This window comes from Paenibacillus sp. HJGM_3 (assembly GCF_045062745.1).
Classification (GTDB): domain Bacteria; phylum Bacillota; class Bacilli; order Paenibacillales; family NBRC-103111; genus Paenibacillus_AA.
In genome coordinates this window covers 88,724-104,935 of the sequence record NZ_JBJGED010000010.1, presented here as the reverse complement: position 1 = coordinate 104,935, position 16,212 = coordinate 88,724, and the positions used below count along the sequence as shown (strand labels likewise).

The window sequence follows — 16,212 nt, the reverse complement described above, 5'->3', positions numbered from 1 at the left end:
TTTGCGCCTTTTTCCGGTTACTCGTAATATCAAGACAGTTTCGTAAAAGCGACATATAACAAGTGACGTAGGCCTTCGGAGTTTATTCCTATTACTTTGCGGGGACCCCGGATTAAAAAAAGGAGCTCTCCCGACAAAGGAAAGCCCCAATTCGACCAACTAGAAAATCCAGCTCGGGAACCAGCGAAGCACATGGTCCACGTACCATTTGTCCGCCACCATGCCCGACAGCACCGGATAGAACATTGCAAACAGCACGCCCGCCAGTACGAGGTAACCGATGCTCACCTGCCGCCCGAGCCGCGTACGTTCGGTCAACGACTTCATCGCATACACGACGAACAGGATGAGGAACGGCATCATCGGGAAAAAGTGGTACAGGAACGTGAGCCGAGGCACGAGCACCCACGGCAAGTAGAGGGACACGAACGCCACGACCGGGACAAGCATCACCATGGCCCGGTGGCGGAATAGCATGTAAACCGCATAAACGAAAGCGCCGATGCCGGCCCACCAGAGAGCCGGATTACCCATGGCGACGATGCTCGACACTTTGCCCTGCGCGAGCTGCGAGCCCGAGAAGTACCAGACCGGCTTCACCATCGGCATCCATGCCCACCAAGGGGATGAGAACGGATGCGTCGCCACCAGCTTGCTGTGGTAGTCGTACATGAATTTCTGGAACCGGACGACGTCCATCAACCCATGCCCGGGTCCCGGAATCATAAGGAACGGGATGTAAGACGCCACATAGACGATCAAGGGAACGACGGTGAAAAAGAGGCCGGCACACACGACGGTGACGATCGTATGGCGCGGATACAGCCGGACGACTCGTTCCCAGCGCCCGATCGATTCCGATTCGTCGGTTGCCTCCGGCTGCCCGAGTTGCTGCTTGGCATACCGGTATTCCATGAAACGGATATACAAGTAATAGGCGAGCAAAGCGGCGAGCCCAAGTCCGCCATAGACGGCGTTCCATTTGCACGCAATCCCGAACCCGAAGAACAAACCCGACAGGAACAAGGGGACGATCGCTTTCGACAGCTTGTTCTCCGCCATATCGACCTGGCTGAACCGGTGCATAAAGTAGTACATCAGGATGACGAACAATACGGTATACATGTCGACGGTTCCGATCCTAGTCTGCACGAAATGCATGAAGTCCAAGACGAGCAGCAGGGTCGCCCAAGTCGCATACATCGTACTCCGGAACAGCCGGAAAGCGAATATGTACATAAGCGGCACCATGAGCACCCCGACGAGCGTACCGACGACCCGCCACCCGAATGGGGTCATCCCGAAGCCCATGAGGCCGAACATCATGATGTCCTTGCCCATTGGGGGATGCGTCGTCTCGTAGGGCTCCATCAGATGCAGATGCTCGTAGGCGGTGCGGCCGTGATAAATCTCGTCGAAATACATGCTGTTCATATATGTAGGGCGGAACGGAACCAGGTGTTGTTCATCGATCAGCCGCTCCGGCCCTCCGGCGGCATCCATACGGGTGACGCTGCGGAACGAGCCGAAGTCCTCTCGCGACACCTCCGACGAAACGGGCAGCGTCGAGGAAACTGTCATTAGCTTCAACGAGGCAGGCTTTTCGCTGTCATTCGCGAACACCCCCAGCTCCAGCATCCGCACGTCCGAGCTCTCCGCCGTCACCCGCACATAACGTCCCGTATGCGGCTCGATAACCGAGTTCCAGGTGAACACACTCCCATACATCGTATCCGGGACGGTCACCGGTTCCCATTGCTGACCGTCACGCGACGTTTCCAGCTTGTATCGGCCGCCTCCGATGCCGGAATAGACGTTGATTTTCTGAATCGTCTCGGTCTGGCCCAGATCCAGGACCACACTATCGCCGGGCGTCGGCTTCCAATACGTTTCCGGGGCCGAGGTGTCCCCCAGCCGATAAAACGCGATAATCGCATACAACAGCGTTATCACGGCGATGAGGATCCAATCTTTGCGCTGCAACGGTTGTTTCTCTGCATACAGGCTAACCAAGCCATGCTGTTGAACGGGTTTCACTTCAGGTACCTTCCCTATTCCCCGGGCAATAAACACCAAATACCCGGCCAAAATCACATTCGCCGCCGATGTCAGCAGCAGCACCTTGTCGAACCGGTACAGGTGATATTGCTCCTGTACGTTGAACGAGAGCACGTAGGCGACGTTGACGAATTGCGTCAAGCTCAGCCCGATGTACGTGTAGAGCAGCCGTCGGTCCTTCGTATGAAGATACGCCAGTACCGCGAGCAGCAGCGCCGGATACATATAGCGTTCATGCATCTTCGCTGTGAGGACGAACACGAGCACGATGATGACCAGGCTGATGACGAGCAGAATCGCCGGCTGCTTCCGGCCGCGTATATAGATGTACACGCTGTACGCTACAGTGAGCACGATGAAGACGGTGCCCCAAGTCTCATAGCTGAGCAGGAACCGGTTCGTTACCGGCTGCCAGTTGCCTCCCAGCAGGGCGAACAGGTTGAACGCATTGAGCGAAGCGTATGGGTAGGAGCCGAGCGTGCTGGTATACAAGTGCACGATCCAGAACAGCCCCTTGCTCGTCCCGAAAGGCAGGATCATGACCAGGAAAGCGGCCAGCCCGTAGGTAACGCTCCAGGCCAAAGATCTCCAACTGAAGCTCCGATATAGGGCGAACAAGAGCACCGGCGTGAAAATAAGCCCTTGCGGCTTGATCAGCACCGCCATGACGAAGACGATCGACGCTAGAGGCAGCTTCCCCCGCATAGCCAGCAGCACGAACGCGACGATGAAGAGGGTGAAAATCGAGTCCACTTGCCCCCAAGCCGCTGAGTTGACGAGAATGGCCGGATTGAACGCATAAATCGTCGTCAGGGCGATCGCCGCCCCTGCGCCGACACGCTTGGCGGCCGTTATGTATATAAGCCAGGCTGCGATCAGGTCGGCGAGGAGCGCCGGCATTTTGACCAACAGCAGGAACGTTCGGCTATGGAAATCCAGTTCGAACAGATGCTTGATTTTCCCCAGTACATACAGCACATAGATGTAGCCGGGCGGATAATCGGCGAATATTTCCCCGGAATAAAACTTGGCCAGCCCGTTCGTGGCGGCATAGTCCGCCCAAGCCCGGAACGTCGTCATATCGGTCGGATGACCGACGATGAGTACGGCCACGAGCATTCTTACAAGTAATGCGCCCAGCAAAATCGCCCAGACGACTGCCGGAACGCGCCATAGCTGCTTCTTCATGCCTAACCCCCACAGAGTGATTCGCTTCCTTTCTACTAGTTCTGCAACAGGCGGGCACATTCCTCTACGGCAACCAATCCGAGGCTGGATTAGAATCATTTTTACATTTACAAGTATCCGGGACGGGCATATAATGGGCAGGAATAAACCGTGTCCTGAACACAAAGTAATGTCTATGAAAGGAAGTTCGATACGATGGGAAAACTAAGCGTGTTTAAACGGGCTTCCCGGTTTCAAGTCATTCCCGTAATGATCGTTCCCGTGATGATCGGTTCCGTAGGCGCCTATGCTTGGACGGGCGAGTTTCATTGGTCCCTCTTCCTCATCACGCTAATTGGCGCGGGGGCCGCTCATTTATTTTCCAATATGATCAACGATTTGTGGGATTACCGCAGCGGCGTGGACATCGCGGCCCGGGAAACGGCGGCGACGATCTCCACCAATTCCGGCTTTCTCGCCACCGGTACGATGTCGGTTCGGACTTTTGCATCGATCACATGGGGCTTGTTCGCCTTGGCGGCGGTGATGGGCGTGCTGCTCACGATCCTGAGCGGGCCCGAAGTGCTCGTGTTCGCCGGGCTCGGCGCGCTGATCGCTTACTTCTATGTAGCGCCTCCGATCCGGTTCGGCTACCGAGGCAAAGGCTACAGCGAGCTCGCCATCCTGATCGCCTTCGGCGTGCTGCCTGTGATGGGCAGCTTCTTCGTACAGACGTCCGAGCTGGACGTTCGATCGCTGCTAGCCTCGCTGCCGATCGGGCTCTTGACGACGCTCATTTTGTTCAATCATCATTTTCTGCATTGGCAGTCGGACAAGGCTTCCGGCAAGAAAACACTTGTCGTCGTCTGGGGCGAACGCCGGGCTCTTCAATTCTCCAAGCTCCTGCTGGCGCTCGCTTACTTGGCTCTGATCGCGGCCGTTGTGTTCCAAGCGCTTCCTTATTATGCGCTGATCGGCCTCGTTACAATCGTCCCGTTCGCCGGCGTCTATCGCTCGCTTCAGGCTACGAATCCGTCGCCGGCGTATTTGCCGCTGATGGGCGCTTCGCTGAAAGCGACGGTTCGGTGCGGCAGCATCATGATCCTTTCGTTGTTAATAGACGGTTTGATTTAAGAAAAAGTTCCTGAAGGAGGTAATTGAAGATGGCCCAACCAAAACAACCCGCCACCCATACCGTCACCTTGGGTGACTTTCATACCATTCTGGATGAAGGGGCCGTATGGAAAATCGGAGGCTTCCCGCTGCAAGACGGGTCGTTCTGGCAATACCGCGAACCGAACGCGGTCGTCATCGTCCGGAACGGCATTCTGTACGTACGGGCGCCGCTCAGCCGCAGTCACGATCAGGTGCAGATTCTCGATAATGCCAAGCACATGTACTATTCGGCCGAGCCCGTGAAGCTGCCGGAATCCGGGGAGATCAGCTTCGAGCTGAGCATTCGCGCCCGCAGTACAGGCACCGCGCCGAATGATCTGTATGACGGTTACGTATCGCTCAACCTACTCGATTTTACGACGGGAGCCGCGATTGACTTCTTCGTCGGCAACGATACGTACGCCACCGTGTACGCCGTGCTCCCGTTCCCGGGCGTTACCGTGCCGGATACGGAGAAGACGAAATATTTCTGTATTTTCCGGGAAAGCCAAGAGTTCGCCGCTCGCGAGTTCAACACGTACAAAATCAATTACAACCGTGGGCAGGACGAGCTCGTCTTCTATGTGAACGGGCAGGAAGTGCGGCGGGAACGCGGGATTCCTGTGAAGTTCAACCAATTCACGGTGGCGCTCGGCATTATGACGGAGAAGGATTTGACTCCGGAAGGCAGCGTCTCCGTACACGGGCAAACCGTTATCGGGGAATGGTCGCCGATTACGATTACCGTGAAGGAATGAATTTCGCGGGACGAACGCATCATATAATGAAGAAAGCCTCGAACCCGATGAGGGGACGAGGCTTTCTCTATGGATTGCTCTAACCTTCTTATGTCTCTTCTGGATGTCTAATGGTTTTGTTCTTATTTTACTTCAATATAGTTGACGATGCTGCCGACGCCTTTCAGCAACAGCGTTTGACCCTGAAGCAGTTGGGCTCCGGTCGGCTTCAACTCATACGTATCGGCAACCGCATACGTGCGCCGTTCGTATGTAGAGCCTGTCACGGTGCTAGGTACGTCAACCGTAAGCAAAGCAAGCTTGTAGTTGTTGTTGTTCGCCCAGGAGACGAGCGTCCCTTGTACGTTCAAATCCTGTACCGGCGTGCCGGACTTCGTGATATCCACGAAATAAGCGTAGGTTACGTTGTTCACGGTGAATACCTTTACGACCACTTCGTCACCAACCGTAATTTCCGAGAGCGGTACTCGTGCGCCACCCGCGAAGACGAATGCATTCGGATCCAGCGTGATCGATTGCGTCGATCCGTCTGCCTTCTGTACGGAGATGTTCGTGCCCACTACCGTAGTCACTTTACCTTTGATCGAATCCTTATCCGGCATTTGAGAGTCCGCACGGTCGACCAGGGCTGCCATTTGCGCACGGGTTACCGGCGTGTTCGGACGGAACGTGTTGTTCTCGAAGCCGTCGATCAAGCCTTTCTCCACGGCTACCGCTACATAACCTACGGAACCGGCCGGGATTTCCTTCGCGTCCTTGAACTGCAGCTGCGTGTTCATCTTTGCTTTCGCTTCAGCGTCCAGCTTCAGCGCTTTCACGAGCAGCGTAGTGGCCCACAGGCGATCGGCTGCCTTGTTCGGTTGGACCATGTTCTCGGTTTCGCCGAACAGGTCGTTCTCCAATGCCACCGCGACGTACCCTACTGCCCAAGATGGGATTTGGTCCGCATCCTTGAAGTTCAGCTTCGTGCTCATCTCGGCTTGCGATTTCGCTTGATCCTCCAAGCCCAGCAGGCGAACGGCCGCTGTGATCGCTTCTACGCGGGAGATCGTGTTTCTCGGCTTGAAGGAACCGTCTTCATACCCTTCGAAAACCTTTTTGAACGAAAGGCTTGTAATGTTCTTGATGGCCCACTCTACGTCGGCGCCTTGGATGTCGTTGAAGTTCACCACGATGTTGACCGTACCGTTGTTGACGAATTTGACGCCCTCGTTGTCTTTCCAGCTGTTTTTCCAAGTGTTGTCTTTTTGTTCGACGCGGCCGCGATCGTCTTTATCGTTGCCTTTGCCTTTGTTGTTGTCCGCGAATGCTGCCGTCGAACCGCCTACTACCATTGCCAAAGTCAATCCGGTTACTGTCAATTGCTTGAATACTTTTTTCATAAACCTCTCCCTCTCTTTGTTTGAGAAATTTGTAAAATGATCAAGCCTGCTCTTCCTTGTCCAGATGACCTTCGCGAAGTGTTCCCTGGTAACGCTAAATGGTTTCGGCCCTTCAAAAACAATTGAGGGGGTGGACGCAACATGATAGACTAGAATAGCACATACGAACTAGAATACGAAGGAGCGACCCGGTTATGCGAACTAGACGACCCAAAGCCCCCAAACCGGTGGTTTGGCTGATTATATTCGCGGTTGTCGCGGCTGTTGGCGGAACCGTTTTCTTCTGGACATCGAAGGCGGAGGAAGATGCCGACTCGCGGTCCCATACACAATTGGGTCCTAATACCCACGCAACCGTGAGCCCGAATGCGACACCGGCGGCAACCGATTCCCCTCAGCTGAACCCGTCGGCGACCGTTACACCCTCGCACACGTCAGACCCGAACGGGACCGTATCGACACCGCCCCCAACCTCAGCGACACCTGGGAACACCCCGAACGTCGCTCCGACCCCCTCGACCGACCGGGCGGATGTCGTCATAGTAGGGACGGAGATGGAAGGCATGTATTTGGCGAGGGCTGCGGCGGATGAAGGCTTGAAAGTCGTCGTGCTCGATCCGCGCGAGGCGGTCGGTGGCCAGCTGCTCGAGGCGGAGATGCTGTTCCTGGACGAGACGAAGGACGATCAAGGCAAATCGCTGGTGCAAGGCCGGATCAAGCAGCTATTCGATGGCTTCAAGAGCGCGAAGATTCGCAAAAAATCGGAATACGTCCGCTACTTCGACACCCTCGTGCATGGCATCCCGGTCGAGTCGGGCGTCACGCTGACGAAGGTGAACGCCGGCATCGGCAAGTTGACGTCGCAAGCCGTGCAGTCCGTGTCCTATCAGACGAAGGACAAGACGACGAAAACGATCGAAGCGCAATATTGGGTGGAGAATACGGACAACGGCACGCTGGCGGGGAAGCTCAATGTGACCCGGATGCCCGGCCTCGAGGCGTTCTACGGCCAGCACAACATCGAATTTATGAGCGCCGGCATCATGATGAAGTTCAAGGGCGTCGATTGGGCCCGGTTCTCGAGCAGCTTCAACGCCTTGACGGCGGAGGAGCGGAGCAAGAAGTACGGCGGCGGGTATGTGAACGACAGCTTCGCCATCGGCCTGGTCGGCATGACGAACGCTTATAAGGCTACGAATCCGCGTCTCTTCCTGCGCGGCCTGAATGCAGTGAACCAGCGAGATGGCGAGGTGCTGATCAACGCCCTGCTCGTCTACACGATTGACCCGGCCGATCCAAAATCGGTGGCCGAAGGGCTGGAGCTCGGGAAGAAGGAGCTTCCGCTCATTCGCGATCATTTCCGCAAGAGCATCGTCGGCTGGGAGCATGCGGAGCTGAACGGGTTCCCGGACTACCTGTACATACGCGAGTACAACCATTATGAGACCGACTATGTGCTGAAGCCGTCCGACATGCTCGGGGCCAGCATGTTCTGGGACAATGTCAGCATCGCCGGCTATCCGCTTGACTTGCAGGGTACGAGCGCCAACAAGTGGGGCATCGAGATGGGCCGCCCGGACAAGTACGGCATGCCGCTGCGCAGCTTCCTGCTGCGGAATTACGACAACGTGATCCTGGCCGGCAAGAACGTCGGCTCGTCCGCCATCGCCTACGGCAGCGCGCGCATCCAGCCGAACACGGGCCTCGCGGCGGAGTCGATCGGCGTCATCCTCGGGCAAATTCAGGGCAAGAAGAAGCTGCGCGAGCTGAAGGAAGACGATATGAAGCCGCTGCATGCGTACCTGGAGAGCAAGTATCAGATCCGGCTTACCGGCATCAAGGGCAACAACAAAATCGCCGGCTGGACGCCGGACGAGATTCACAAGCTGGATACCGGGGAGATCGTGTATCCGCAGTATATCAAAGTGCGCAAGCCGCCTAAGTAAGCCGCGGGTTGCGGTAAGGCAAAAAGCGCCCCGCAGATCACAGATCTGGGGGCGCTTTTGGTGATGGCTCGATTTATCTAAGTTCGTTAATTAACTTTGCCTTTACTAACAGCTGGTACACGAGCATTGCCGTCTCCGCACGGGTAATCGTCTCCTTCGGAGCGAGCCCCGACGTCCGTCCGCTCACTAATCCGGCCTGAACCGCGGCGGCGACACTTGGCTTTGCCCATGCGGATACTTGATCGCGATCCGCGAATGCCTGCAGGCTGCGGTCCGGATCGGCGACATCAGCCGTGAGCCCGGCGAGACTCATTGCCTTGTTCAGCATCGTCATCGCCTGCTCGCGGGTCACCATCTGCTCCGGACGGAAAGTTCCGTCCTCGTAGCCTTGCACGATGCCGTATTCGCGAGCTTGGGCTACCGCTCCGTAATACCAGTCGGTCTTCTTCACATCCGAGAAGGATGCGGTTCCCCCGTTCTCGGCCAGCCCGAGAGCCCGAACGAGAATCGAAGCCAATTCGGCCCGCGTAATGGAGCGATCCGGATCAAAGTGAACCGCGTCGGTTCCATTGACGATTTTCCGCGAGGCCATATTGTTGATTTGTGCTTGTGCCCAGTGACCTGCCGCATCAGGGAACGATTGCGGATTCCAGATGACCGAGTAAGCGCTGTTCGTCAAGCTGTTGATTCTCGCATAATAACGTCCGTCTCTGGCGGAGATGAAGGTAGGCACATGTGTGACCGTACCGTCCGGTTGCAGGATAATGCCGGTCGTGATTTTGTTCGGGTCCACCCCTTCAGGAAGCGCGATTTCCCTCTCGACATAAGATTGGAACTTGTCGATGTCCACCGTCTGTCCGTTATACGACGCCTGAATGGTGAAATTCAGCGGATCTGTAACCGCGACGAACGATTGCTGGTTTGCAGTCAACTGCAGTTGTTCCGTCTGGGCCTGGCCCCCCGTTGCGATTTGTACCTGGACCGTGATATCGGACAGCGACACTTCCCGACCCAGCTTCGCGGATACGGTATCGATGCTGATCTGCGCAGCCGGCAGCACGTAGCTGGCTGCTCCAGTCTCAATGACGAGTGTGGCTTGCTTGCCCTCCATCAGTTTGACCGTCTGGCCGTTCAGCTCGCCTACGACCTTATCGGCACCTGTCGTAACCGGGATCGTGATCACCGAGCGTTCTCCCTCTTGAGCTAAGCGATCCGCGAGCTTATCCGGGAGGAGCGACACCGTAATCGTCGTTTGACCATCCTTGCTGTCCACGGCTGCCTGAGCCAATTGGTTCTCCCGGTCGCCGTTCACGATCACCTCTACTTCCGGCTTCTGTGCAGGCGGAGCTGTCGGCGGACTTTGTGGGGTTGCCGGATCCGGGGTGTTGTCAGGTTCAACCTGCTCGTTCACGTCGGATACACGGATTACAAACGACTTCTCGTAACGGTTGGCCTCATACACCGCATCCGTAACGGCGATTCGAATTCGGTATTCACCCTTAGCTTCGAAGTCGAATGCGCCACCGGTACGTAGAACTGCCCCGTCAATTGTGAAGCTGCCATTGTCCTCGCTGCCGTCTCCGGCGACGAGCTGATATTGATACGTCTCACCCTGATCTGGATCTACCGCGCTCAGCGTGCCTACCGCGGTGCCGGCTGGAAGGTTCTCAGCGATAGTGTCCTTAGAAAGCAAGAGATTGGTTGTCGGTTCGTTTAAATTCAGGACCGTGATCGTGAACGATTTTGAATACGAATATACCGCTCTGTAGACGGAATCCGCGACGGTCACCCGGATGCTGTATACGTCTTTGCTCTCGTAATCGAATGGCCAATTCGTTAACAGCTGATTGCCGCTGATTGTGAAGCTGCCGTTATCGGCATCTCCCACGCCCGGATCTAGTGTGTAGATGTTCGTGCTGTTCGCATTCGGGACGGACGAGTCGAATGTGCCCACGATCGTGCCGTTTGGCGAATTCTCCGGCACTTTGGACTGGGACAGCATCAGTTCGTTCGGCGACTCCAGCAAATCCCTAACAAAGATGGTGAACGTTTGTTCTTTGGCATACACCGAATCGCTTACGCTCGCGCGGATGTTGTACTCGTTTTTCACTTCATAGTTGAATATTCCGTTGGTGACAAGGGCGTTGCCGTTCAACGAGAAGCTGGCGTTATGAGTATCTCCCGTACCGGGCACCAGCTGGTAAGTCAGCATCGCGCCCGCATCCGGATCCGTCCCGGAAAGCGTTCCTACTACCGTACCGACCGCCGCGTTCTCACTCACCGTGTCTCCAGTCAAAATCAAGGCGGTTGGGGCTTCATTCACATCCGTTACCGTTATTGTTAACGCTTGAGCCGCCGTGGCTCCCTTTGAATCGGCTACTTGGATCCGAACGGAGTATGATGCCTTCGTCTCGAAATCAAAAGCTTCGGCCGTCTTCAGCAGCGCCCCGTCGATGGTGAACTTCCCATTGTCTTCGTCCCCAGAACCGCTCACCAAGGTATAGGTGAACGTTTCATTGTCGTCCGGATCGACCGCGTTTAATGTGCCTACCTTAGTACCTGTCGGCTGATTTTCCACCACTGTGCTGCCGAGGAGTGAAGGGTTCGAAGGCGGTGTGTTCGGAATCGCCCAGCGTAGCTTTGGATAGCTGTTCGGGTGCATCACCCATACCGTGGTGAAGTCCCAATCTGTGTAGGTGACTTGCTCCTTCATCTTAGCAGTCTTAAAGCCGAAATAAATTCCACCTATTCCTGTGCTATCATTCTGACCAGTCGTCTCAGTATCCCAATAGGAGTTTATCCACTCCGCGAACAATGCACTTCCGCTTAAACCGCCATTTGAAGTTCCGGACACGGCACCGGCAGCAAAAGTATTTCTTATGATCACAGGAGGACTACTGGAAGGAACCTGCCCGATCAGTCCGCCGATAGTGGTCGAGGCGAAACCAGTCACACTCCCCGTCGAGTAGCTGTCGGTTAGAGAACCGGAGACCAAATACCCTAACAAGCCTCCCACTTGGCTGATTCCGTTCACGGAACCGGTCGAATAGGCTTCTGAGATCGTGGCCGAATTGACGTAACCCGCCAGTCCTCCGACTGCAGTAGTCGGACTTGATGTGTAGGTAACCGATCCTGTCGCGCACACTTTGGACAAGTTATTGCTATTATTCACATGACCTATCAATCCACCTATATTGATCGATCCAGTCACATTGACCGCAGCGCAAACATTCATAACCGTTCCGGAGTTCAGCACGCCAATCGCTCCACCTACGTCGTTAGTCCCGGCTACGTTACCTTCCGCATTACTATTTGTCAGCGATTCACTAGACATCGTAAGACTTCCGATTAATCCTCCTGTGTTCTGCTTCCCTTGCACGTTCCCAATAAAAGTTAATTTGTTTAAAGCAGTTCCATTGCTGACGCCAATGACTCCTCCAACCTGTGGAGTAGACGAATTTGATGCATCCAGATACACATTGCCTGTTACGGAGATATTGGTGATCGTACCACCGTCGGTCGATCCCGCCAGCCCCCCGACATACGAAATGCCTGTGATCCCTCTCGGCGCCAGCTCAATATTCAGATTCTTGATCGTGGCGCCACCCACTATACCGAACAATCCGTTGTAAGTGTTATCTGACGGTCTGCTTGGGACTAAGGAACGATTGATCCACAGTCCCCGTATCGTCTTATTGTTCCCGTCAAATTTCCCGTAAAAATTGAACGGCTTCCAACCTTGATTATTGTCGTTTCCGATGGAAGAGTTCAAATACCCCGTCATATCGATGTCGTTCATGAGCTTGAACCAAGCGAAACCATTGTATTGGAAAACCCCGACATCCGTTGTCCCGTTTATGCGCGATAGTTGATCCGCCGTCACGATTTGGTAAGGATTTGCTTCCGTTCCCGCCCCCCTCATCGAGAGCCAGAGCTTAATGCTGTATGTATTGAGTACCGTGTTAGAGCTGTTCAATACTTCAACTTTGATGAGCTTATGGTGACTGTAGGGCGGAATATCCACCCTTACATTATCCGCCGCGGATGTCGCCGTTGCCACCACTTGGTCATCGAATTTGACTCTCACCGAATACGACGCATACGTCGCAGCTGCATTCAGCCGTATAAACGGCGTGTCATCGTAATACAGTAGATCATAACTGATAACGCCGGGATAAAAGGTTTGGCTGTTCGCTAGATCTAGGTTGCCTCCATTCGCATCCTTAAACGAGAGCGAAGCCAAAGTAGCATCTGGGGCCGCCTGCACGAGCCCCGGGCTCAACCCAATCACGCCCCCCATTCCTACGGCCGCCAACAAGAAAAGCAAGGCCACCTTTTTGAAAAAAACGTAATAATTCCTACGCAACACTCATCATCCTCCACTAGAAGCAGTAATAAAGACCTAATCTCCTATGAGTATAACAAGCGAAACTGAAAAATTTCTTACAAACCTGACAAATATCGACACGTATCGACACCGATACCAAAAAGGCTGTGCCACGGTTTTGCACCGTAACACAGCCTAGAAGCGAACACTGTCTATTTGATTATCCATTCACCGACGTCTGTTGCCCGGTCGGTTTCGCGGCTGCCTTCGATTGCACATATGCCTGCTCGAGCAGCACGTTCACCCGCTTGCACGCCGACTCCGGCGTCTCCATGTTCGCCCAGAGCTCATGCAGCTCCGTATTCAGCACGTACAGCTGCTCAGCGGTTATCCCGAGCCCTTGGAGCGACTGCGTGAACGGGATCATCGCCTTGAACGCATTGTAGTTCGCCGGATGAATCACCGGATCGAGCAGCCCGTCATTCTCCGCGATCGTACGCCGGACGGGGATCGTACAGCCATGCCGCTTCAGCAGCGACTGCGCCTCGGAGCCGATCATGAACTCCACGAAGCTCTCCGCGACTTTCGTCTTGTCCCCATGTTTGTTGATCGCAAGCGCGCCGCAGACGAGCAGCGTTCCCTGCTCGGTACGACCCGGCAGCGGGGCAACGTCCCAGAGCACATGCGAATCCGAGCCCCGGAATTCGTTCATGAAATAATACGTGGACATAATCATCGCCACGCGGCCTTTCTTGAACAACGTCTCGGCCAGGAAGCTGCTGCCATGGGAATAGATCGGAGACACATGATGCTTGTACATCAAGTCGAGGCAGAACTGCAGCGTCTCCCAATTGCGGGGATCGGCGAACTCGCCCTTCCTGCCCCCCTCCGATACGAAGCGTCCGCCATTCTGCATAATAAACGCCGGCCACCGGTTCGTCGAGGAAGAGAAGCAAAAGCCATACTGCTCCATCACGCCGTCTTCCCGTGCTTCCTCCGTACATTGCTTGGCAATCCGCAGCAGATCGTCCCAAGAGCCCATCGTATTCACGTCTTGTTCCGATACCCCGGCTCGTTCTAGCGCTTCCTTGTTGTAGCATATAACCACGGGCGAGAAATGAACGGGAACCGCCAACAACTGGTCCTCCGGCGTGAACGTGTCGAACAGGATCGGATAACTGTCTTGGAGCGGGTCGAGCGTCTTAGGCGTGTACGGCTCGATCAGATGCAGCTTGTCCAGATAGACGAAGTCGCGCATATGTGCGTCGGACACAAACAACAGATCGGGCCCTTTGCCCTCCTCCATCATTTGCGTCACGTGGTGCACATACTGCTCCGCAGGCAGGATCACGAGCTCCACTCTCACATACGGGTGAGCCTTCTCATATCGATCTATAATCATCCGCACGATGTCGGTCTCGTACGAGCCCGAGAACCAAGTGAGCGTGATCGTCTGCCGGGGAATCTCTTCCTCAGGAGGCTTGACCCGGTTGCCTTTGCCGGCGATTTTCTCGATCAGCCCTTCCTCCACCAGCTGCGCGAGCACCTTCCGCACGGACACGCGACTGATCTTGTACTTCTCGCTAAGCGTATTCTCCGGCAAGATGAACTCGCCCGGTTTCAGGCTGCCGCTCAAGATCTCGTTCTTAAGCTCCTTCAAAAAGCTGTCGTACCGCTCCTGGAACAAATTCCTTCTTTTTAACAAAATAGTCCGCTCCAATACATGTTTATTACCCTCTATCTTACCTTACACAGAGCGGTTTTGTAAAATAGATAGCCTCCAGAATATTACAAATGCGGTTAGCGATAGGAACGCATCACTTTGCTGACGGCTTCCGCAATATCGTCGATGTCAGTTGCATCCCCCAGCAGCATGTTCTGATGGAGCCACAGCACCTCCTTCTCGCACGCCCGTTCGCTGATCGGGCAGCTATAGAAGCGATCTTCGCCGGTCCATTTCTTCGTTTCGCTCAGCACCGCTTTGTTCGTATTGAGAGAGACGTAGCCGGGCGCCGCCGGAATGCCTTCTGCCACCAGCCTTTGAATAACCTCATTCTTATCGATACGGTCCGCCCAGACGGGATCCAATTTGAACATGTACAAATGATACGCATGACGGGTAATGCCGGGATCTCGGCGCAGCACCTGAATGCCCTCGATCTGGCTGAGCAGCTCGGTCAACCGTTTGCCGTTCCTTTCACGCGCCGCCATCTGCTCTACCAGCCGCGTCATCTGGCCGATGAGAATCGCCGCCTGGAACTCGGTCATGCGCAGATTCCAGCCGATGTGCTCGTGCTGATACCAGCCGCCATTGCGGATCCGACCTACGTTCGTGAGCGACCAAGCCATATCGGCCAACCGCTCGTCGTTCGTGAGGATCATCCCGCCCTCGCCGGAGTTGATATTTTTGCTTGATTGGAAGCTGAATGTGCCGAAATCGCCTTGCGCGCCTACGCCCGTCCCGTTCCATTGGGCGCCGACTGCTTGAGCGGAATCCTCGATGAGGCGCAGGTTATGCTTAGCCGCTATCGCTTTCAAGCGGGTCAAGTTCGCCGGGGCTCCGCCGATATGGACGGCAATAATCGCTTTGGTCTTCGGCGTGATCGCCGCTTCGACTTTGTCGGGATCGAGGAGCAGCGTATCGGCCTCGACGTCGACGAACACGGGAATGGCACCGAAGAGCAGCGCCGAGCTTGCGGTCGCGATGAACGTATAGGGCGGCATGATCACTTCGTCGCCGGGTTGGACCCCAGCCGCTTGAAGGGCAATTGTAATCGCAACGGTCCCGTTGACGATGGATACGGCGTACTTGGCGTCATGGGCCGCCGCGAACTGCTCTTCGATCCGAGGCAGCATAATCCGGCCGGTGCCGCCCCATTTGCCCGAACGTACGACCTCCAGAATCAACTGCTCCTCCACTTCATTATGAATCGGCCACTCCGGGAATGGTTTCGTCCGTACGGGAGTCCCGCCGTCAATCGCAAGTTTTTGTAAGGTGGTCATAGCTGCACGCTCCTATTAAAAAGTATAATGGTATCATACTTGTATTATAATTGGTGTGCGTGGGATTTGGCTACCCCTAGTTGCTGCAGCGGGCGTTGGCATCCTGATGAGTCCGAACAGCGGATTGCCTTCTTGCCTCCCATCTTGTAAGGCAAAACTTACAAATAAGCCTAGTCGCCTACCAAGTTTTGACCTGTTTGTGCCGAAATGAGTTGTATTGTTAACCTAACCTTCGTTAATAGTTAAGTGCACTGTTTCTATTAACGTAGGTTTGCCTTACAAACGGGCGAAATCCGTTAAATATCGAGTTACGGGTCGGGAAGAAGGGCCAATAGAGTCAATCGGCAGAGCTCTAGAGTAAAAAAGTTACTTTGGAGCGCGGCAAAAGTCAAGCGGCAGAGTTGTAGAGTAAAAAA

8 protein-coding genes are annotated in these 16,212 nt (G+C 55.0%); 3 read left to right on the top strand and 5 right to left on the bottom strand.

Features of this window, described 5'->3' with window-relative positions; translation table 11 throughout:
• Nucleotides 1-159: 159 nt before the first annotated feature.
• On the bottom strand, nt 160-3,246 hold the full coding sequence (locus tag ACI5FR_RS13350) for a phospholipid carrier-dependent glycosyltransferase (protein ID WP_405455017.1): 3,087 nt from the start codon (nt 3,244-3,246) through the stop codon (nt 160-162).
• A 195-nt stretch (nt 3,247-3,441) separates the two neighbouring features.
• Here ACI5FR_RS13350 and ACI5FR_RS13345 point away from each other — a divergent pair, with 195 nt between their 5' ends.
• Together ACI5FR_RS13345 and ACI5FR_RS13340 are read left to right on the top strand one after the other, a co-directional pair.
• Nucleotides 3,442-4,359 carry a prenyltransferase gene (locus tag ACI5FR_RS13345; RefSeq protein ID WP_405455016.1) on the top strand — a complete coding sequence of 306 codons (918 nt, stop codon included), beginning with the start codon at nt 3,442-3,444 and terminating at the stop codon, nt 4,357-4,359.
• A gap of 29 nt (nt 4,360-4,388) precedes the next feature.
• On the top strand, nt 4,389-5,138 hold the full coding sequence (locus tag ACI5FR_RS13340) for a DUF6081 family protein (RefSeq protein ID WP_405455015.1): 750 nt from the start codon (nt 4,389-4,391) through the stop codon (nt 5,136-5,138).
• Nucleotides 5,139-5,260: 122 nt separating this feature from the next.
• On the opposite strand, the gene ACI5FR_RS13335 is transcribed toward ACI5FR_RS13340, so the two are convergent.
• On the bottom strand, nt 5,261-6,520 hold the full coding sequence (locus ACI5FR_RS13335) for an S-layer homology domain-containing protein (protein ID WP_405455014.1): 1,260 nt from the start codon (nt 6,518-6,520) through the stop codon (nt 5,261-5,263).
• Nucleotides 6,521-6,714: 194 nt separating this feature from the next.
• Here ACI5FR_RS13335 and ACI5FR_RS13330 point away from each other — a divergent pair, with 194 nt between their 5' ends.
• Nucleotides 6,715-8,466 carry an FAD-dependent oxidoreductase gene (locus tag ACI5FR_RS13330; protein ID WP_405455013.1) on the top strand — a complete coding sequence of 584 codons (1,752 nt, stop codon included), beginning with the start codon at nt 6,715-6,717 and terminating at the stop codon, nt 8,464-8,466.
• Nucleotides 8,467-8,539: 73 nt separating this feature from the next.
• On the opposite strand, the gene ACI5FR_RS13325 is transcribed toward ACI5FR_RS13330, so the two are convergent.
• The 3 genes from ACI5FR_RS13325 to ACI5FR_RS13315 form a co-directional block, all read right to left on the bottom strand.
• On the bottom strand, nt 8,540-12,835 hold the full coding sequence (locus ACI5FR_RS13325) for a cadherin domain-containing protein (protein WP_405455012.1): 4,296 nt from the start codon (nt 12,833-12,835) through the stop codon (nt 8,540-8,542).
• A 178-nt stretch (nt 12,836-13,013) separates the two neighbouring features.
• A complete protein-coding gene (locus ACI5FR_RS13320) occupies nt 13,014-14,498 on the bottom strand; it encodes an extracellular solute-binding protein (RefSeq protein ID WP_405455011.1) in 1,485 nt (494 codons plus the stop codon).
• A gap of 95 nt (nt 14,499-14,593) precedes the next feature.
• Entirely contained in the window at nt 14,594-15,796 is a 1,203-nt protein-coding gene (locus tag ACI5FR_RS13315) for a DegT/DnrJ/EryC1/StrS family aminotransferase (RefSeq protein ID WP_405455010.1), read from the bottom strand.
• Nucleotides 15,797-16,212 lie beyond the last annotated feature (416 nt).